The 18,560-nt window shown below is 35.0% G+C and carries 20 protein-coding genes, 1 pseudogene and 1 riboswitch; of the genes and pseudogenes, 17 read left to right on the top strand and 4 right to left on the bottom strand.

What is annotated here, in order from left to right:
- Positions 1–63 precede the first annotated feature (63 nt).
- A complete protein-coding gene (locus tag PVA17_RS18810) occupies positions 64–753 on the top strand; it encodes a Dph6-related ATP pyrophosphatase (RefSeq protein WP_132362316.1) in 690 nt (229 codons plus the stop codon).
- 348 nt (positions 754–1,101) lie between these two features.
- Here the strand turns inward: PVA17_RS18810 and PVA17_RS18815 are convergent, their stop codons facing one another.
- On the bottom strand, positions 1,102–1,218 hold the full coding sequence (locus tag PVA17_RS18815; protein ID WP_132362314.1) for a YjcZ family sporulation protein: 117 nt from the start codon (positions 1,216–1,218) through the stop codon (positions 1,102–1,104).
- A gap of 451 nt (positions 1,219–1,669) precedes the next feature.
- Here PVA17_RS18815 and PVA17_RS18820 point away from each other — a divergent pair, with 451 nt between their 5' ends.
- Positions 1,670–3,469 carry a M3 family oligoendopeptidase gene (locus PVA17_RS18820; RefSeq protein ID WP_274068566.1) on the top strand — a complete coding sequence of 600 codons (1,800 nt, stop codon included), beginning with the start codon at positions 1,670–1,672 and terminating at the stop codon, positions 3,467–3,469.
- 239 nt (positions 3,470–3,708) lie between these two features.
- On the opposite strand, the gene PVA17_RS18825 is transcribed toward PVA17_RS18820, so the two are convergent.
- A complete protein-coding gene (locus tag PVA17_RS18825; protein WP_274068567.1) occupies positions 3,709–3,855 on the bottom strand; it encodes a hypothetical protein in 147 nt (48 codons plus the stop codon).
- A gap of 536 nt (positions 3,856–4,391) precedes the next feature.
- Here PVA17_RS18825 and PVA17_RS18830 point away from each other — a divergent pair.
- The 8 genes from PVA17_RS18830 (at position 4,392) to PVA17_RS18865 (ending at position 11,823) form a co-directional block, all read left to right on the top strand.
- Positions 4,392–4,808, top strand: a complete 417-nt coding sequence (locus tag PVA17_RS18830; RefSeq protein ID WP_274068568.1) for a VOC family protein — start codon at positions 4,392–4,394, stop codon at positions 4,806–4,808.
- Positions 4,809–4,899: 91 nt separating this feature from the next.
- Entirely contained in the window at positions 4,900–5,166 is a 267-nt protein-coding gene (locus PVA17_RS18835) for a histidine kinase (RefSeq protein WP_132362308.1), read from the top strand.
- A gap of 104 nt (positions 5,167–5,270) precedes the next feature.
- Positions 5,271–6,317, top strand: a complete 1,047-nt coding sequence (locus PVA17_RS18840; protein ID WP_337993622.1) for a hypothetical protein — start codon at positions 5,271–5,273, stop codon at positions 6,315–6,317.
- A 121-nt stretch (positions 6,318–6,438) separates the two neighbouring features.
- A riboswitch (cobalamin riboswitch) is annotated at positions 6,439–6,631 on the top strand.
- Between the two features lie 143 nt (positions 6,632–6,774).
- Entirely contained in the window at positions 6,775–8,388 is a 1,614-nt protein-coding gene (gene nikA / locus PVA17_RS18845) for a nickel ABC transporter substrate-binding protein (RefSeq protein ID WP_274068570.1), read from the top strand.
- 71 nt (positions 8,389–8,459) lie between these two features.
- Positions 8,460–9,413 (top strand): nickel ABC transporter permease, encoded by a 954-nt coding sequence (gene nikB / locus PVA17_RS18850; protein ID WP_274068571.1) that lies wholly within the window; start codon positions 8,460–8,462, stop codon positions 9,411–9,413.
- A 1-nt stretch (position 9,414) separates the two neighbouring features.
- Positions 9,415–10,227, top strand: coding sequence for an ABC transporter permease subunit (locus PVA17_RS18855; RefSeq protein ID WP_274068572.1), 813 nt, complete (start codon positions 9,415–9,417; stop codon positions 10,225–10,227).
- 10 nt (positions 10,228–10,237) lie between these two features.
- Positions 10,238–11,011: an ABC transporter ATP-binding protein gene (locus tag PVA17_RS18860; RefSeq protein ID WP_274068573.1), complete on the top strand. Its 774-nt coding sequence runs from the start codon at positions 10,238–10,240 to the stop codon at positions 11,009–11,011.
- 11 nt (positions 11,012–11,022) lie between these two features.
- Complete coding sequence (locus tag PVA17_RS18865) at positions 11,023–11,823, top strand: ABC transporter ATP-binding protein (RefSeq protein ID WP_274068574.1); 801 nt, start codon at positions 11,023–11,025, stop codon at positions 11,821–11,823.
- A gap of 248 nt (positions 11,824–12,071) precedes the next feature.
- On the opposite strand, the gene PVA17_RS18870 is transcribed toward PVA17_RS18865, so the two are convergent.
- Entirely contained in the window at positions 12,072–12,986 is a 915-nt protein-coding gene (locus PVA17_RS18870; protein WP_132362302.1) for a C40 family peptidase, read from the bottom strand.
- 513 nt (positions 12,987–13,499) lie between these two features.
- Between PVA17_RS18870 and PVA17_RS18875 the strand changes: the two genes are divergently transcribed.
- From PVA17_RS18875 to PVA17_RS18885, 3 genes are read left to right on the top strand one after another with little or no spacing between them, the layout of a single operon-like run.
- Positions 13,500–13,865 (top strand): DUF2089 domain-containing protein, encoded by a 366-nt coding sequence (locus PVA17_RS18875; protein WP_132362300.1) that lies wholly within the window; start codon positions 13,500–13,502, stop codon positions 13,863–13,865.
- 13 nt (positions 13,866–13,878) lie between these two features.
- Positions 13,879–14,268: an SHOCT-like domain-containing protein gene (locus PVA17_RS18880; RefSeq protein ID WP_132362298.1), complete on the top strand. Its 390-nt coding sequence runs from the start codon at positions 13,879–13,881 to the stop codon at positions 14,266–14,268.
- Between the two features lie 10 nt (positions 14,269–14,278).
- Positions 14,279–14,560 (top strand): hypothetical protein, encoded by a 282-nt coding sequence (locus PVA17_RS18885; protein WP_274068575.1) that lies wholly within the window; start codon positions 14,279–14,281, stop codon positions 14,558–14,560.
- A 424-nt stretch (positions 14,561–14,984) separates the two neighbouring features.
- Here PVA17_RS18885 and PVA17_RS18890 read toward each other — a convergent pair whose 3' ends face one another.
- Entirely contained in the window at positions 14,985–15,323 is a 339-nt protein-coding gene (locus PVA17_RS18890) for an ATPase (RefSeq protein WP_132362294.1), read from the bottom strand.
- Positions 15,324–15,842: 519 nt separating this feature from the next.
- Between PVA17_RS18890 and PVA17_RS18895 the strand changes: the two genes are divergently transcribed.
- The 4 genes and pseudogenes from PVA17_RS18895 to PVA17_RS18910 all read left to right on the top strand — a co-directional run.
- On the top strand, positions 15,843–16,121 hold the full coding sequence (locus PVA17_RS18895) for a hypothetical protein (protein WP_274068576.1): 279 nt from the start codon (positions 15,843–15,845) through the stop codon (positions 16,119–16,121).
- A gap of 497 nt (positions 16,122–16,618) precedes the next feature.
- Positions 16,619–17,104, top strand: a complete 486-nt coding sequence (locus tag PVA17_RS18900) for a DUF2975 domain-containing protein (protein ID WP_132362292.1) — start codon at positions 16,619–16,621, stop codon at positions 17,102–17,104.
- 10 nt (positions 17,105–17,114) lie between these two features.
- Positions 17,115–17,333, top strand: a complete 219-nt coding sequence (locus PVA17_RS18905) for a helix-turn-helix domain-containing protein (RefSeq protein WP_274068577.1) — start codon at positions 17,115–17,117, stop codon at positions 17,331–17,333.
- Positions 17,334–18,152: 819 nt separating this feature from the next.
- Positions 18,153–18,560: pseudogene (locus PVA17_RS18910) on the top strand (D-alanyl-D-alanine carboxypeptidase family protein); the annotation flags it as partial.

Consider the following 18,560-nt stretch of genomic DNA (forward strand, 5'->3'; position numbering starts at 1 on the left):
TTTTATGATATGCTGAAGATGAGCTTCTAAAAAGTCATTAGCAATTAGAGGGGAAAGATATGGATGGCAGAATTAATGGATTGGAAAAATAATACTCGAGGACAGAAATTCATCGCTTCTTTTAGTGGAGGAAAGGATAGTGTCTTAGCCTTATATAAAGCAATGCAGGATGGAGAAGCGCTTGGATTAATCGTCATGTTGGAGGAAGAAGGAGAACGATCAAGATCACACGGAATGCCTCCGGAACTTATTCATGCACAAGCGAAATCTATAGGTTTACCTGTTTATACTGCAGCAGCAAGCTGGACAGAATACGAAATGGTATTTATGCGCCTTTTAGAAAAAGCTAAAAATCAAGGGGCTGAAGTGTTAGTAACAGGAGACTTAGATATGCCTGAGCATGGCTGCTGGCATGACAAGGTTACGAAGAATGCTGGATTAAAACTAGGCATGCCTTTATGGGAGATGGATCATCGTGAAGCCGTTGAAGAGTTCATAAACCTAGGATTTGTTACAATCATTGTAACTGTTAATTTATCTTTAGGTATGCGCGAGGAAGATTTAGGGCGGACGTTAACCTATGAATACATAAAGGAGCTTGAAGCTCGGGGTATTGACCCTTGCGGAGAAGGTGGAGAGTTCCATACTACAGTATTAGATGGGCCAATTTTCAAACAACCTATTCCTGTTCGTAAATGTGCGATGATTAGAAATGGAGAATATGCTTTTTTGCCTTTAGAACTAGATCATTAACTAAATCATACAGATTTAAATACAGAGAATAACATGCGCTGGTCCATCTATTTTGAGGTAGGGTCTCATGTTATTTTTTGTATGTAGATTGGTACGAAGAAAGGTATTCGGTATCCTACGTGTCATGGACATATTTACATATATGAAGTAGCATGCGATTTCTCCAGCACTTGTGCATTCTCCAAAGCGACAATCAGCGTCTCTCCAAATGCGACCTGAATTATATACTTTTCTTTTAAAAATATAAAAAGGGTCACCGGAGGATAATGACCCTTTTTAAATATTCGAAGGGAAAGGATAACTTTATATTATCCTAAAAAATCATGGGATAGATGGCGGTATTGGGTATTAATAGAATCCGATGAAGCTAGTGCCGACAATAATCAATAGAATGAATAGTACAACGATTAGCGCAAATGCTGAACCAGTACCATAACCACTACCGCTACCGCAATATTCAGACATAGTTATTACCTCCTTTCTACAATCTATAATATGAATAGTTGTTAAAAGGAACTGCGATATTTATCTACTCCTTGAATATAAATTTTAAAAAAACTTCTCCTATTGTATTTCTGTCAATTTTATCTTGCAGAAATACAATATAAATATCTTTTGCTTCAAAATTTTCCACGTTTTCAATTAAACGCAAAGTACTTCGACAATTACAGCAAATTGAAGTGATAACGACTGTCTTGCGTATTATCACGCAATTTCTAATATTCCGTTCTTTCTACCTTAACGATGCCAAAAAGGGCAACTTAACGTTAATTTAGTTATATTTTTGATTATATTAGTAAATTAACAATAGTTTAACAATTACGCAAATAACACTCACTAATGTTCCATGATGTGATAAGATGGGAATGTACGTTTGATTATTGCTGAAAAGTTAAAATTTAAGGGGGAGAAATGATTGGGTGCAACAAAGTATAGGCAAGTATGGAACTTAGATAGTCTGTTCCAAGGTGGAAGTAAATCATCACAATTACATGAACATATAGGTTATTTAGAACAAGAAATTTCTGAATTTGAAGAAAAAGCAAATTCCTTTAATGTTCCTCAAAAAATAAACGAATCAATTAATATTGCAGTTTTAGTTGAATACATAGGAGATATTCGAACGAATATATCTCAAGCAAATTCTTTTATAACTTGCCTTCTTGCGCAAAGTCCAAAAGATCAGGAGGCTATGATTCTGCAAGGGATCATTACGACAATAAATACTCGTTTTGAATCGGCATTGAAAAAAGTGAAAAATACTTTGGTAAAAATTGATTACCATTTGTGGCAGGGTCTACTGAATACTGATGTTTTAGCAAACTTTAAGTTTATACTGAATGAATGGCGTAAAGATGGTGAGACAACCCTTTCAGATAGAGAACAAAATTTAGTTTCAGACCTCATGGTAGATGGCTATCATGCTTGGGGGCAATTTTATAATTCTTTTATAAATAATTTTACGATTAAAGTTCAAATAAATGGAGAACAAAAAAATTTATCCGTCGGTCAAGCTATCAACTTACGTTCACATCCTAATGAAGACGTTCGTAAAGAATCCCATTATGCCTTAGAAGATACGTGGAAAGACAATGCGGAACTATTTGCGAAAATATTAAATCATATTGCAGGCTTTCGATTACAAGTTTACAAGAAGTGTGGCTTTGATAATGTAATACAAGATTCTTTAATTAAAAATCGTATGAAGGAGGAGACACTTCATGCGATGTGGTCTGTCGTTAATAAATTTAAAAAACCCTTCACTGACTACCTAAATCAAAAAGCAAAAATAAATGGCTATAAAAAGATGCAATCATTTAACTTTTGGGCACCTATGACAACAGAAAAACAACAATTTGAATACGAAGATGCTGTTAATTTTATTTTGGAGCATTTTAGTGCATTCGGGACAGAATTAGAAAGTTTCTCTAAAAAGGCATTTAGTGAAGGCTGGATAGAAGCTGAAGATCGTGCAAATAAGTCTGCTGTAGCATTTTGTTCAGGCTTTCCACTTTCGAAAGAATCAAGAATTTTCATGACATTTGGCGGTACAATTACAAATGTTTTAACACTTGCTCATGAATTAGGACATGCCTTCCATAACGATGCAATGAAATCTATTAATGGCGTGAATAAACAATATCCAATGTGCATTGCTGAAACTGCTTCAACGTTTTCAGAGATGATTATATTAGATGCGGCAATGCAAAAAGCTACATCTACTAATGAAAAATTATTTTTGCTTGATGAGAAATTAAAGCGTAGTGTCATGAATTTCATGAATATTCATTCTCGGTTTTTATTTGAAAAGAAATTTTATGAAGAACGTAAAGCAGGCATTGTTTCATTATCACGCTTAAACGAAATAATGCAAGAAGCAATAGATGAAGGCTATGATGGTTCTCTCGATAATCCTTCACTGCATTCATGGATATGGACACCACATTATTATATGACACAATCTCCTTTTTATAATTTCCCTTATTCATTTGGATATTTGTTTGCATTGAGCTTATTTGCAAAGGCAAAGGAAAAAGGTAAAGAATTTGAAAGCTGTTATTTAGATTTGCTTCGTGATTCAGGAAGTATGTGCACAGAGGATTTAGTGATGAAACATTTAGGTGAAGATATCACGTCGGAAGCTTTTTGGAAAAAAGGAATAGAATTATGCATGAATGATGTGGATGAATTTATCAAATTAAGTAGTAGTGTATAAACTAACCATTTGTAAATGGAGTTTCCGGCTGGACTTACTGAATATGGTGAAAATATTAACCAAGCAAATAGCGGATAACTTCGAAGTAGAAGATGTACATATAATCATTATTTATTCATATTTTATTAATGTGAGTTACCGTTTGTGATTTCGCTATTTCGATAAAACGAAAGCCAATTTCCTGTACGTTAAAAAGTTGGCTTAGTTTGTGCAATTTAAAAAAGATTGCTTTTGCTCCTCTATATTAAACTAAATCCCTCGTAGCCATTAGGCTTAATGTATTCTCCTGTGGAAGCATTAAAGCCCATTTCTTTCATTTTTGTTTGGTCACTGTTCCAACCTATTACGAATAGAATAGTAACATCTCTCTCTACTTTTCTAAGCATAAAATTATTCCCTTTAGCCCACTTTCTGCCTGGATAAATACCCCTGATTGTAGCAATTCAGGTGAATCATATTTAATATCTTTCATTTGTATAAACTCTTTTTTAGGGTAAGGAGAAGTACCATCCCTCGTTACATCATTTGTATAATCTATTTTTCCGTCATGAATGGTTACTAAAAAAGTTTTCTTTTGCCGTTACCCCCAATTAATTTCCAGTCTTATCTAAATCAATATTTATTGCATCTATTAATTGAGCATTTTTATTCTATTTTAATGCTGGTGGATTTGCTAATTCAATCGCTTGTTTTATTAATAATTATTGCTGTTCATCGACTTCAAATGTATCTTTAGTTAATCAAAGGCAATTCTTTTCATTTTCTCAAGCCTTTTTTAGGTGTGTTGGTTCCAAACCTTAATCAAATATTCTGCGTCGTTAGTCAAAACATTTGTCGAACATTTCTAAATGGCAAAAGGGATATATTGGATTTTGTAGAATACTATTAAACAACCTAAAATTTTTAATCAGGAGTGAGGGAATTGGAAGGTACTCAAGTGCAAAAGTCGTTGTTCAGTAAAATAGGCTATCTCTATTTACCAACTAATAATATCGATGAAACAATTGAATGGTACCAAAAAAAGCTTGGATTTAAGCTTAAAACGCCAAAATTTCAAGATGATATTGGGTTTGTAGCGGTATTAACACCGCCAGAAGGCTATGTTGTATTACTCCTTGTAGAAACAAAGGATCTTACAACAGCAGATTTTTTACGGGATGGTCGCCTGTATCAAACTTTTACGTTGAATTGTCCAGACCTGGAATATACACATACCGCATTAAAGAATAGTGGTGTAGAAGTTAGTGAAATTATTTGGCGTGGAGAAAATGCTAAATACTTTGTTTTTACTGACCCATCAGGTAATCATATTGAGGCTGCTTGGTCTGTTTGGGATTAAGTAATAAAAGTTGGTGCTAGCTATAGGAGCAGATTAGTGAAACAAGAATATATAAAAATAGTCAATTGTAAAAAATGCAGGAGGTAAGGTAATGGCTTTAAGAAAATATTTAAGTATTATTTCATTGTTATTATTTACTTTGTTCATTATTTTCGCCTATATTACACCAATTGAAGTGAACGGAACCTCAGAAATTGGAGACATTGTAGTTATTTCTTTAATAATAGCTTCATTTCTAACTGCATTTTTTAGCCAAAAGGGGAAGTTAAGAATTTTTGCGTTAATTGTTTCCGCGATTCCAGTGCTTTTTCTACTAGGATTGATAGTACTACCGATATTTTATTTATTAGAGCAATAAGCGGGTACGTTCTTTGTAAGAAGATGGTGAAGTTATTTATATTTAATTCACGAATATCTAAACAAAAAGACAGCGTTCATTAGGTGAAAGTATTATTGCGTTATTTGTTTCTTGGTTTTTTGCAGAAAATTGATAAATTAAGTGGTGATAAAGTGGACAATGCAAATGAAAATAAGCGAATTCTTTATGCGGTTTTCGAGAATGAAATTCAATTGCCTATCTTAGATATTACTCATCCCCTTTTCAACGCAAGTATTGATGAACAGGCGTATCATTTGAGCTGTCTTAAGTCAGCCAGGAGCATTGAATCATTAAAAAAGATGCCTGGCTTTATCCGCAACATCTTTGTGAAAATGTCGAATGTTGACAATTCTTATCTTAGTGGCATGCGTACTTTGCTGTACAAACTTGGCCCCGATTTAACTAGAGGGATAAAATTAGGTTTCCGGGATAAGTGGGCAGTGAAGCAAACTTCTTTTATGGGACTCCGGATCAGGCTGAGGGATCTTTGTCGGTGCCAGTCGGAAATTTTGCTACCCCAGCTTAAGCAATTTCCTGAACGGAACCTTTGTTTTTTTAATATCGCTGGAGGGGCCGCTACCGACAGTATCAACACCCTAATTCTCATTCAAGAATCGGACCCAGAATTACTTAAGGAACGCAAGATTGAAATCAATATTTTAGATATCGATACTTATGGCCCCAATTTTGCCAAGCGATGCATCGATGCTTTGAAGCAGCCAGGGGAACGCCTTCATGACCTGGACATTGCCCTCAATATTATTCATTATGACTGGAGTCAACCAGAGGCATTATTAAAGATGAGTTTAGAACGTTCCAACTGGATTCAACTCTGTTCATCGGAGGGTGGTCTATTTGAGTACGGTTCGGATGCAGCCATCATTGAAAATCTAAACCATTTCTATACTAACTCCCCGGCGGACGCTCGGATCACGGGTTCATTAATTTTCGACCGGGCGCATGTAAATCCGGGATACCTGGGTTTTACAGAATTTATTGGCGTGCAAATCCAATATCTTGGGCTAGAGGGATTGCAGCGGATTTTAACCAAAACCTCGTGGGTTTTGGAAAAATCCCATGAAATTGATACGATCTATACGTTGTTTTCATTAAAGAAAGCTGACATATGAAGTAAAACAGGCCAAGGTTAAGAACCTGGCCTTATTGTGTTAGCCATTACTAATAGGTTTTTATTATATTCAGAAAATAAAATTGACGCGAACATTAGAGCATGATATGTTTAATACTAATTTCATAGCAACCATTACAAGTTTGAGTGAAATAAGCTTTCATTCAATTAAAAGGAAAATGGGTGTAAATCCCATGCTGTCCCGCAGCTGTAAATGAGGAGTTTTGTTTCGATAACCACTGAGAAATTACTTGGGAAGGTGAAGCAACATTATGATTCATGAGCCAGAATGCCTGCTTGTAAAGAGATTCATTGATGATCTACGAAAGATAGGGAGATGGATAGAGGCTTACTTATAGTAAGTTGTTCTGTCCTTATTCTTTTGGAATAAGGTTTTTTTATGCCTTCTTTCAATCTAGATTCATTTAGTGAACCACAAACAAAGAAGGAGACAGAAAATGAGATTGACAAAGTATTTACTTCCTTTCACGCTTATTTTGATGTTCAGTTTACTCACTGGCTGTACAAGCAATGAAAAGGGAGAGACAGCATCGAAAAAACAGACAGACGAAAAAATGATAACGATTGGGTGGCCATTAGATGTAGGTCCATTAAATCCCCATACATATTTACCAAATCAAATGACAGCACAAGCAATGGTCTATGAATCATTGGTTGACTATAATGATGATGGAACAATTACGCCGAAACTAGCAGAAAGTTGGGACATCTCAAAGGATAAAACCTCTTATGTATTCCATTTGAGAAAAGATGTCAAGTATTCAGATGGAACAGCTTTTAATGCAGATAATGTAATACGCAACTTTGATGCCGTTTTAGCAAATCGTGAATTGCATTCGTGGATGGGTATGGTTAACCATATTAAAGAGGTTGTGAAAGTAGACGATTATACAATTCGATTGCAATTAGATGAACCGTATTATCCTGTTTTAAACGAACTTGCCTTTGTAAGACCTTTCCGTTTTTTAGGGGATAATGGATTCCCAGAAGGTGATGCGACCCAAGATGCAATGAAAGCGCCAATTGGGACAGGCCCATGGGTTTTAACAGATTACAAAAAGGATGAATACGCTCTATTCAGTCGCAACGACAACTACTGGGGAGAAAAACCTCTTGTAGAACAAATAAAAGTAAAAATCATCCCTGATTCAGAATCGATTTCATTGGCCTTTGAAAACGAAGAATTAGATTTAATATATGGTCGAGGCATTATTAGTTTAGATAACTATACGTATTTAAAAGATAGTGGAAAATATAAAACCGCTACGTCTGAACCTTTGTCTACAAAAGCGCTACTGTTCAATACACAGTCTGGCCCGTTAGCAGAATTGAAGGTTCGCCAAGCGATTCAATATGCAATCAATAAGGAACAAATGGTTGATAGTATTACACATGGTACAGAAAAGGTTGCCAATACACTATTTTGGGATGCTATTCCCTATGCCAATATTGATTTAGCGCCCATTTTATATAATCCCAAAAAAGCGCAACAATTGTTAGAGGAAGCGGGATGGAAGCTACAGAAGGGTGAAAAAATTCGCTCTAAAAACGGACAGCCATTAACATTAGATTTAATCTACATTGCTACAGATGCAATTCAAAAGCCAATGGCGGAACTAATGCAAGGTGAACTAGCAAAAATAGGGGTACAGTTGAATTTAGAAGGCGCAGATGTGATGGTAGGTCTGCAAAAATTAATGGATAATCAGGTTGATATTAATTTCTGGCGTACAAATGGACCACCAACAGATCCACATAGCTTTGTTAATGAATCAGCTACACCAAACGCTAATGGTGTCTATGAAGCGAAATTAGGCTTACCAACTGCCAAAGAAATCGATACTAAAATTCATCAATTATTAGTAGGTACAGATGAAAAAGAGCGCGTGCAACTTTATACGGATATTTTAACAATGTTCCATGACCAATCACTATTCTTTCCTATATCTTACGAAACAAATAGCGTGATTTATCAGCCATATATGAAAGATTTTGCGCCACGAGCATCTGAATATGATATTCCCTATGCACAAATGGAAAAAGAAAAATAACTGTAAAAGAGAGAGTATGTCAATCAAAGACAGCTCTCTCTTTATCATAGGATTGATTGGGAAGTGACAGCATGTATGAATCAACATGGATGTTTTGTTTAAAAAGAATTTTGACATTGCCTTTTGTATTATTGGGCGTATCCATCCTGACTTTTGTATTTATTCGTTTCGTTCCAGTAGAGCCTGCGGAGGTCATTCTTAGATTGGCAAGGGTTGCGCCAACAGCGGAAGCCATTCAAGCATTGCGAGAAGAACTTGGAACAGACAAACCTTTTCTTATTCAATATTTGCTATGGTTAAAAGGCGTTTTGCATTTAAATTTTGGGACATCTTTTGTTAGTAAATTACCAGTAGCACATGAGCTATTCGCAAAATTACCAGCAACCATCGAATTAGCTGTTGCTGCATTTGTGTTGATTTTAGGAATAAGTATGCCATTAGGGATCATAAGTGCCTTGTATAAGCATTCCATCATCGATAAAATCATTAGACTATTGACGATCATGAGTGTTTCGATTCCAACATTTTGGTTAGGTTTTTTACTACTATATGTATTTAGTTTGAAATTAGGGATTTTCCCGACAAATGGAAAGGGCACACTAGCTCATCTAGCTTTACCCGCACTCGCACTAGCTTTACCAACAATTGGATTATTCGTTCAATTGATCCGAACAACTATCATTGAAGAATTACAACAACATTATGTTCAGTATGCACAGCTAAGGGGATTAAAAAACTCAGTGATTCTCGTACGTCATGTTTTAAGAAATGCTGTTATTCCGTTGACTACTGTGTTAGGTATGACACTTGGTAATTTACTAGGTGGTGCAGTAATTGTGGAGCAGGTTTTTAGTTGGCCTGGACTCGGAAGGTATTTAATAGAATCCATTATTAACAGGGATTACCCGGTTGTACAATGCTATGTATTGATTATTGCTGTCATCTATGTGCTTGCAAATTTATGCACAGATGTATTGCATCGTCTATTGGATCCTCATCTGATGATGAAGGACAGGAGAGATTGAAGTGAGTCTATTACATAAAGAACGTGCAAATGTTAAAAGATTATTTAGTCTAAGGATACTGCTGGTCATTGGCTTGTTGGGACTGTTTGCGCCCATTTTAATGCCCCATGACCCTTTAACGGTCGATATATCAAAGAAATTTTTAGGTCCAACATGGGACTATCCATTAGGTACAGATCATCTAGGAAGATGTGTTTTCTCACGATTGCTTTTAGGTATTCGCTATTCTTTAGGATCTGCGCTTGTTATTCAAATAGTAGCCATCGTTTTAGCAATCTTACTAGGCGCTTTTGTTGCGCTAAAAAGAGGGACGATAGATTATGTATTTATTCGAATATGTGATATTTTATTAGCTTTTCCTACACTTGTCCTTGCATTTGGACTTTTAGGTTTATTAGGGCCTAGCTTAAAAAATGTGTTCATCGCACTTGTTTTTACGCAATTTATTTATTATTCAAGACTGATAAGAAGTTTGTTTATTGGGATGAATGAAAAAGGTTTTATTCAAGCAGCAAAAATCAGTGGTACTTCAGGAATCAAATTAATCAAACGCCATTATATCCCCAATTTACTGCCACCTATCGTAACAATTGTCGTATTAGATATAGGAAAGATTATTTTAGAAATCGCAGGTTTTTCTTTTATTGGGCTTGGCGTGCAGGCCCCCATCCCTGAATGGGGAATGATGGTGAGTGAAGGAAAACAATATATCCGTCAACATCCTGAATTAATGCTTTATCCTGGACTTGCTATCGTCTTTGTTGTGCTATTATTGCATTATTTGGCAAGTAGTTTCAAGAAGCTTGACCAATAAAGGGGGATTTATGGAGAAAGTTTTAGAAGTGCAAGACTTAACGGTAAAAATCGGTGAGAAAAATATAATAAGCTCTATTAATTTGACAGCCTATAAAGGGCGTGTCTTAGGGATTATAGGGGAAAGTGGTAGTGGAAAGACGATGCTTTGCCACGCCATCATGCAATCATTACCGGCTTCGGCGCAAATTACGCAAGGCCAAATTATCTACCAACAAGAAAATTTATTGAATGTATCCGCTACTAAATTGCGAACGTATCGTGGAAGGCATCTGTCGATGATTATGCAAAATCCGTCTGCCGCTTTTGATCGTATTCAAACAATCGAAAGCCATTTTCGAGAATCATTAAAAGCTCACTTTGTAATGACTAAAAAAGAAATGAGACAGATTGCCCTTGATGCTATGGATAAAGTCAATTTACCTAATCCAGAACAGCTTTTGCACTATTATCCTTTCCAATTAAGTGGCGGAATGCTACAACGAATGATGATTGCTTTGTCATTGGCGATACAAGCTTCTGTCTATATAGCAGATGAGCCAACGACAGCCCTTGACACAGTCAATCAAAAACAAGTATTAACACTATTTCATCGTATTCGCTCGGAGACGGAAGCCGCTATTATTCTTGTAACGCACGATATTGGTGTTATTGCTGAACTAGCTGACGATGTGGCCGTGATGTATCAAGGAGAAATAATTGAGCACACGAATGTCTATAATTTTTTTGATGCACCTCAGCATCCCTATACTAAAAAACTTTTACAATCGAGAATTCTGTTTTAGAGGTGAACAATATGACGCTGCTAGAAGTGAACAATATAGAGATGCAGTATGGTCGCAAACCATTCATGTTCAAACGAGGACGGAAAGCCCCTGTATTACAAGAGGTGACATTTTCGCTTCAGGAGGGTGAATGTTTAGGAATCGTCGGTCAAAGTGGTTCAGGCAAAAGTACATTAGGCCGCATTATTTTAGGAATTGAAGAACCAACAAAAGGGGAGGTTCTATTTCAAGGTATTAATCTTCACGAAGCACCAAGTAAACACAAAAAATTAATACGTAGAGATTTACAGGCAGTCTTTCAAAATAGCTATCATTCATTTAATCCGAAGCAGACGATTTTTGAGATAATAGAAGAACCTTTCCTTAATTTCGAACGTTTCAGTAAAACAGATAGACAACATAAAGTAAAGGAATTACTAGATTGCGTGGAGTTAGAAAGTACAATTGCTCAAAACTATCCTTCACAACTTAGTGGCGGGCAGCAGCAACGTGTCAACATCGCAAGAGCTCTTGCTTTAAATCCAAAATTGATTGTCTTGGATGAAGCCATTAGTAGTCTTGATATGATCTTACAGAAGCATATTATACAATTACTTCAAACACTTCAAAAAGACAGGCAACTTGCTTATATTTTCATCTCTCATGACTTACAAGCAACACGTTTTATGTCAGACCGAGTCCTCGTGATGCAGCACGGCCAGCTAATTGAGGAGATTGGGAAAGATGGAGCATACAAGCATCCCGCATCTCTAGAACTATACAATGCTATTTTGCCATCGCATCCCCGAGAACGAACTATCAAAAATACGTAAACTGTTACGGTAGCAACTATTCGCATACTTGCCGCTATTTTGGGGTCAAGTAATGCCTTATAATTTTATGATAATCTTAGCCATCATCGTATTTATCTTAATGCAAACTTTTTAAGTCAGTACAATTGTACTGGCTTTTTTTACACGTATAGTGCTTGGACGTGTGGGGGAGTGTGAATGATAGTGCCTGCAAATAAAAGAACGAAAAAAAGGCATTTCATCCATAGACGAAACACCTTTACTTGAAGTTATTGAGCTAATCGTTGGAGGAAGGTATCTAATTGTACAAGCGTGACATTGTCTTCCACGCCGTACATATTGTTCCCTTTACCAATCGTAATTTTATTGGAAGAAAGAATGGCTACATAATTGTAAGCCCAGTGCGAACTTGGAACATCAACAAATTGTAATGCTGTTCCTTGTTGTTTTAAATGGAATGCTTCCACTAAAACTTTCGATAATTGACCACGTGTTATCGGAGAACCTGCATTGAATTTTCCATTTACATCACCTGTAAAAACGCCGAGTTTTTTTAGTGCTTCCGCAGCACCTGCATATTTAGACGATGGGCTTACATCTGGAAAACTTGACTTGGTATTACTAGTATCTAAATGTAATTGATTTGCTAGTTTAAGCGCTACTTCTCCACGCGATGCATATACGCCAAAGTCAACTTCAGTACCTTTTACTTCTCCCAAATCATTTTCAGTGAAGTTTGCAATGCGTTTTGCCCCTACGTAACGAGATCCCCAGTAATAAGGATCATTAATTTTATCGATTTTTACCCCAGAGCTTGTAGTAGCTGAAATAAAATTGTTGTCACCTATGTATATGCCAACATGGGAAACACCGCTTCCCGAAGTATTAAAAAATACAAGATCCCCAGTCTTCAACTGATTTTTAGCAATCGAAGTCCCTTGCTGATATTGAGCTGTAGATGTACGTTGTAGTGAAATCCCTAACTTAGAAAAAACAATTTGTGTATATGCTGAACAGTCAACACCTGTCTTGATATCTGTTCCTCCATATTGATAAGGAACGCCTATATATGCTTTTGCTGTACTTGTTAAATCTGCTAACGTTGCCGCTTTTGCATCATGCACACCCACACCTGTGAAGAACATAAATGATGCGAAAATCGGTAATAACCATCTTTTCTTCAATTAAACCTACTCCTTTCAAAAAGCTTTCGCAATTGAATAAAGTAAGAATAGCATGAAACAGGCATGAGTTATTTTTCATTAATATTACCGATTCCCCTTAAACAGTAAAATTGAAACCTTAATTTTAACTGTGTAAAACTTCTGCAACAATCATGGGCAATTTTACTAAAAAAAGTTAGAATAATTGGATGAAAAGGGGTTAAAATGTTTATTTGGATTTTTAATCCAACTTAAAAACCGTTATTTATTTAGAAATATTATGCTAAAAATGAAAAACTGTATTGTTGCTAATAAAATAGAAAAATAACCTCTGTGCCTAGAACAACCTTACCCGGTGGCAATTCTTTCGGGGGAGCAGGAAATAAAATAATAAAGGAAAGAAGATGGGTAATTAATAATATTAAATCAGGAATTAAAATTATTGATTTTATGTATTATAAAAATTAATTTTATTGTTCGCATTTTTAATTATTTGTTATATAATCAAATCAACTTAAAGGAAAGGACTTCATTATGGCTTATAAAGTAATCACAAATTGTCCTGTCTGCAGTAAAACGTTGAAAATTACAAAGTTACAGTGCTCTCATTGTCACACGACGATTGAAAATGAGTTTGAATTATCTAAGCTGGCATCCTTATCAAAAGATCAGCTTCATTTTGTAGAAGTATTTTTAACATGCAGAGGGAATATCAAAGAAGTTGAAAAGGAACTAGGAATTTCATATCCAACAGTCCGAGGGAAGCTAACAGACATCATTTCATCCCTTGGATATGAGCAGAAGAAGAAAAATGAAGTAGACGAGAAAAAAGTTGTCACGATGTTGGAAAATGGCGAGATCACACCAGAAGAAGCCATCAAACTTTTAAAAGAAGAATAAGGAGGAATTTACTATGAAAGAGGAAATCTCAAGAGTGTTAACAATGGTCCAAGAAGGTAAGATTGATGCAGAGAAGGCATCGGAACTGATTCAAGTATTAAAAGCGAAAGCAGAAACGGATGACAACCTTTTAGAAAAACCGACAAAATACTTAGATAAAACTTTAAAAATTCGTGTTGTATCAGCCGAAAATGATAATGTCACTGTCAATTTACCTTTAAAGCTTGTCAAGGTTGTATTAATGGCTGGGCACAGTATCGCAGCGAGTATTCCTCAATCGGAAAAATACGTTAAAGATATAGACATAAACCTTATTATCGAAGCAATCGAAAATGAATTAGATGGCCAAATTGTTGATATTAAATCGGCTAACGGGGACACCGTTTCGGTCATTATTGAATAGTGATTTGCTTATGATGTATGTAAAAGTGAAAGCAAAAGACGTTCGGTTCACCATCCCGGTTCCATATGCTTTTTTAAACTTTGTTATTGCAATTTTGTCTTCAAAATTTGTTCAGCAAAAAGCAAACAAATGGACAAAAGAGCACTTCGAAAGAAAAAAGCTGGACTATACATTTCCGCTAATTGACAAAGAAGCGCTAAAACCTATTGTCAAGGAACTGAAAAGTTATAAAGGAATCGTACTAGTCGATGTCAAAGCGAAAGACGGTACTGAGGTTAAGGTTAAACTATAATTGATACTAGAATACAACGCCAGGAAAAAGCCTAATTATCTCACTTACATTACAAGATAATTGCCTAAGATTTACTTTATTATAATTTGAATTGGATATAAGAAATAAAAGAAAAGGATTCTTTTGATGACATTCGGTGCACCTAGGGTATGTATCGAAAGAATCTTTTTTTTTTGTATAATGGATGATGTTTTTTCATTTAATGATTTGAGAAAACCCTATAAAAGTGAGTACCTAATCTTTTTGTTTTATATTAATTATCTTCACTATTCTATTATTTTAAATTCCAAATGTGACTCCTGAACATTGTAAGGACCAAACGAAAGATATTGTGCAGCATGGGGCGGAAACTTGGAGGTAAATGAATCTACATGAAAAGCCCTATAACGAAGTATAAGGCTTTTATGATTTTAACATTAATATATTAAAGAATTTGTGTTAATTCTGAGTTCACAAACCGTTGGGCAGCAATGATTACACCTGCAGCTGTTCGTCCATAAACGCTATATATTCCGCCATTTTGATTTGGGACAATTTCAACTTCATATTGAGCTGCGACTACACCTGGAGTTACAAAAGTAGAACCATTAGCAATTGCGGCAAAAGGAGTTGTTGACAATAATTGTCTTGAACCGTCTAGTCTAAAAACTCTTACTACTCCAGTTAGTAAACCTCCAGTTAGATTGAGAACTTTGATACGTACGCTAGCGGCATTAGCTGGTTGATTTCCTGTGTTTTCAATTGGGCCAGTTGTTAAAGGCATGTAATATTCACCTCCTCATAACTAAAGATGAATAATCTGCAGATTATATTTTCATAGTATGTAGTATTCGCTTACACTCTCTAGTCTAATTAATCAATATCTACAAATAAAAGAAAAATATGGATCGTTAAGTGGGAAAAATATCAAAAGAAAATCTATAAACAAATGTGATCCTATATATATCAAGACATAATTTTGTAATAGAAACACCTAATAAGGTAAGAGCAATATTAGGTAAGTGAACAAAATGAGGAAAGAAACTATAAAAAGGAGTCACTTGATCAGAGTGACCCAAAGCCTCTAATTGGGATGTGCAGAGCTAAACTAATTTATATAACACTATTATTAATATGCTGAAATAGCAGACTTTGTATAGTTGATGGCCTTGGAAATCGAATTAAAAATAACTTATAACAGCGAGGTCGTTACAGTTTCAAGATAGTGTGTGAGAAATACTCATGACTATTTTTATCTTTATTAAAATTGAAACATATTGTTCCTTAAGAAAGGAGAATAGAATTGGAGAATTTAGAGGGGATAAGTCACAAGTATACAGTTTTTAAAAACGAAGATTTGAGGAAATTACCATTAAGGATACAAACTCAAATTCAACTTGCTGGAGATATGATTGTTCATAACCGTGTAGGAGAAGGAAAACCGGAAAATATTTATGTTGTTATTAATATAGATGAATCTTATGCAGATGAAGTAATTGAAAGCTACATGGTCATTGGGGTTAATAAACAATATGAAGGAAAAAATATAAAAGGGTCACCGAGGGAAGGTGACCCAGAATGAGGGAGGTAATGACGGTCAACTAGCGCCACAACCAATTAAGTGCGTGCGATACACTCAACTTTAATTTGTGCAAATTGAGGTTACCTATACATTAAAAAAAGTTGCGGCTTCGTCAACCGAATAAAATGTGTATAAAGGTTAAATTATGTATTGGCGGGATAGCGCAGTGCAATAACAACTTTGGGCGATGCAATGCAACAGGCTGCTATCCCAAATTAAGATATTTCATTTAAATTGGAAACATTACGAAAAAAAACAAACCACTATTTAGGGGATTTATAACAATACCCATCTATTTAAATGAAATTTTGAGGTACACATTTTCTAGATCGAAGTCTATCCTATAGGGTACTTTTGAGTAAAGTAACTATAAAAGGGTCACCAGGTAAAAGGATATTTAAATAACAATAATATAATAAAAAACAATACAAATTTATCGCAAAACGATAAAAAATATGTTAAATTTATAATATTATTAAATAAGTGAGGTGCTTAATATGAATGTTAAACGAGGTTCAACAATTTTCTTAAAGGTAATTATTTTTCTGGCTGGAGTTGCAGTTCTTGCTTTATGTATATTTTTAGTACCCAATATGGCTAATTTCGCATCAAGATTGTATCCACATTTTTCCCTAATGAAATATCTCATTTTCATCGTGATGTATGGATCGGCTGTGGCTTTTTACTTTGCTCTCTATCAGGCTTTTAACCTTTTACGGTACATTGACTGGAACACAGCGTTCTCGGAATTATCTGTAAAGGCGTTAAAGAATATAAAGTGCTGTGCGATTATAATCAGTGGTTTGTATATATTAGGTTTGCCACTCTTCCATTTTATAGCAAAGGAAGTTGACCCTCCTATTGGAATAATGGGACTCATCATCATTTTTGCTTCGTTAATTATCGCCGTTTTTGCTGCTATCCTCCAACGACTTCTACAAGAAGCGATTAATATAAAATCAGAAAACGATTTGACGGTCTAAGGTGGATGATATGGCAATTATTATTAATATTGATGTGATGTTAGCAAAACGAAAAATGCGCGTAACGGAGCTTTCGGAAAGGGTTGGAATTACTATGGCGAATCTTTCTATTCTGAAAAATGGGAAAGCAAAAGCGGTTCGTTTTTCAACATTAGAAGCGATATGTAAGACTTTGGACTGTCAGCCAGGTGATATTTTGGAGTACAAATGTGATGAAGACACTCAATAAAAACAGACAAAAAATTTATTTAACCTCTTTGGGTCTTATCCTTAAGAGGTTTTTTTGCATTTCTAGAAATCATCTAATAAATTGATAAATAAAGGTAGTATCCTAAATTCTAGAAACATAATAGAAGAAAGGGTAAGGTCCAACGGTGTAGATAGGGACCTTTTTGATGAACTTATGTCTAAGGATTTTGGTGAAAAAATGAATCATCTTTTTAAGGTTTTAAATGAAAGAAATGTTATGAATATAGCATTGGTTTTTTATGTATTTAAAAATATTCCTTTGTTGACGTTTGGTAGGGTACGTCGTCGTCATAAATATAACAGAGATCCATAGTGCATCAAATAGTGGATAAAAAAAGCTAATGATTTCCATTAGTTTTAGCGAAGCAAACCTAGCTGTTTTGAACTGACGGTGCAGTTTAGTTGAAGAAAAGAGTATTTTTAGGTGCATAGTGAAGTTAATTTTAACATAGAAATTGTTTTCAAAATAGTTGATTTGATGGTTTTATTTCAACAAGAGGTAAGTAAACAAAATAGTTAAGATAGCTTCATATTTTAAGTAAATAATTTAAGAAAAACTTAAGATTCATCCTACCTTTTTCTTAATTAGTTTTACTTATAATCTTTTAAGTAAAGAAGAATAAGGGAGAAGTTAAGAATGAAAAAGTGGGGCTTTTTATTAATTTTTTCAATATGTTTGGGTGTGACAGCCTTTAAGATAGTACCGTTTTTTCAAGAGGAAAAAGGTGTAATAGGAAATGCCTATAATGAGAATGGTGTAGTGGAGGGTAAGTTTTCTTCTGGAAATATAACAAAAGTAGAAATTCCAGTAGAACAAATTTTTCAAGGAAATTTACTTTTGGTCAACAGTAAGTACCCAGTTCACAATGAAAGTATAAAATCAGATGTAATCAATTTAAATGCTCGCAAAGAATTGGTAAAAGGATATAGATTGTTTAATAGCGAAACATATTTATCAGAAGATATAGCAAGGAAATTTTCGGATATGGTTCTTGATGCGGAAGAAGATGAAATTTCTAGTTTTTTAATTACGAGTGGTTTTCGAGGATTTAAAGAGCAATCTAAACTTTATAAAGAAATGGGTTCCATTCGTGCCTTGCCAGCAGGCTACAGCGAACACAATTTAGGTTTATCGCTTGATGTGGGAAGTACCCAAGGGAAGATGGAGGTAGCACCTGAGGGAGAGTGGATTGCAGAGAACGCTTGG

It is taken from the genome of Lysinibacillus sp. CNPSo 3705, assembly GCF_028674935.1.
Lineage (GTDB): Bacteria > Bacillota > Bacilli > Bacillales_A > Planococcaceae > Lysinibacillus.

Excerpts from the sequence above, each read along its gene's own strand:
- PVA17_RS18900 (WP_132362292.1), top strand. The coding sequence starts at position 16,619 with ATGAATGTTAAACGAGGTTCAACAATTTTCTTAAAGGTAATTATTTTT.
- PVA17_RS18815 (WP_132362314.1), bottom strand. The coding sequence starts at position 1,218 with ATGTCTGAATATTGCGGTAGCGGTAGTGGTTATGGTACTGGTTCAGCA.
- nikB (WP_274068571.1), top strand. The coding sequence starts at position 8,460 with ATGTATGAATCAACATGGATGTTTTGTTTAAAAAGAATTTTGACATTG.
- PVA17_RS18825 (WP_274068567.1), bottom strand. The coding sequence starts at position 3,855 with ATGCTTAGAAAAGTAGAGAGAGATGTTACTATTCTATTCGTAATAGGT.
- PVA17_RS18885 (WP_274068575.1), top strand. The coding sequence starts at position 14,279 with ATGATGTATGTAAAAGTGAAAGCAAAAGACGTTCGGTTCACCATCCCG.
- PVA17_RS18890 (WP_132362294.1), bottom strand. The coding sequence starts at position 15,323 with ATGCCTTTAACAACTGGCCCAATTGAAAACACAGGAAATCAACCAGCT.
- PVA17_RS18835 (WP_132362308.1), top strand. The coding sequence starts at position 4,900 with ATGGCTTTAAGAAAATATTTAAGTATTATTTCATTGTTATTATTTACT.
- PVA17_RS18905 (WP_274068577.1), top strand. The coding sequence starts at position 17,115 with ATGGCAATTATTATTAATATTGATGTGATGTTAGCAAAACGAAAAATG.
- PVA17_RS18860 (WP_274068573.1), top strand. The coding sequence starts at position 10,238 with ATGGAGAAAGTTTTAGAAGTGCAAGACTTAACGGTAAAAATCGGTGAG.
- PVA17_RS18865 (WP_274068574.1), top strand. The coding sequence starts at position 11,023 with ATGACGCTGCTAGAAGTGAACAATATAGAGATGCAGTATGGTCGCAAA.
- PVA17_RS18875 (WP_132362300.1), top strand. The coding sequence starts at position 13,500 with ATGGCTTATAAAGTAATCACAAATTGTCCTGTCTGCAGTAAAACGTTG.
- PVA17_RS18880 (WP_132362298.1), top strand. The coding sequence starts at position 13,879 with ATGAAAGAGGAAATCTCAAGAGTGTTAACAATGGTCCAAGAAGGTAAG.
- PVA17_RS18810 (WP_132362316.1), top strand. The coding sequence starts at position 64 with ATGGCAGAATTAATGGATTGGAAAAATAATACTCGAGGACAGAAATTC.
- nikA (WP_274068570.1), top strand. The coding sequence starts at position 6,775 with ATGAGATTGACAAAGTATTTACTTCCTTTCACGCTTATTTTGATGTTC.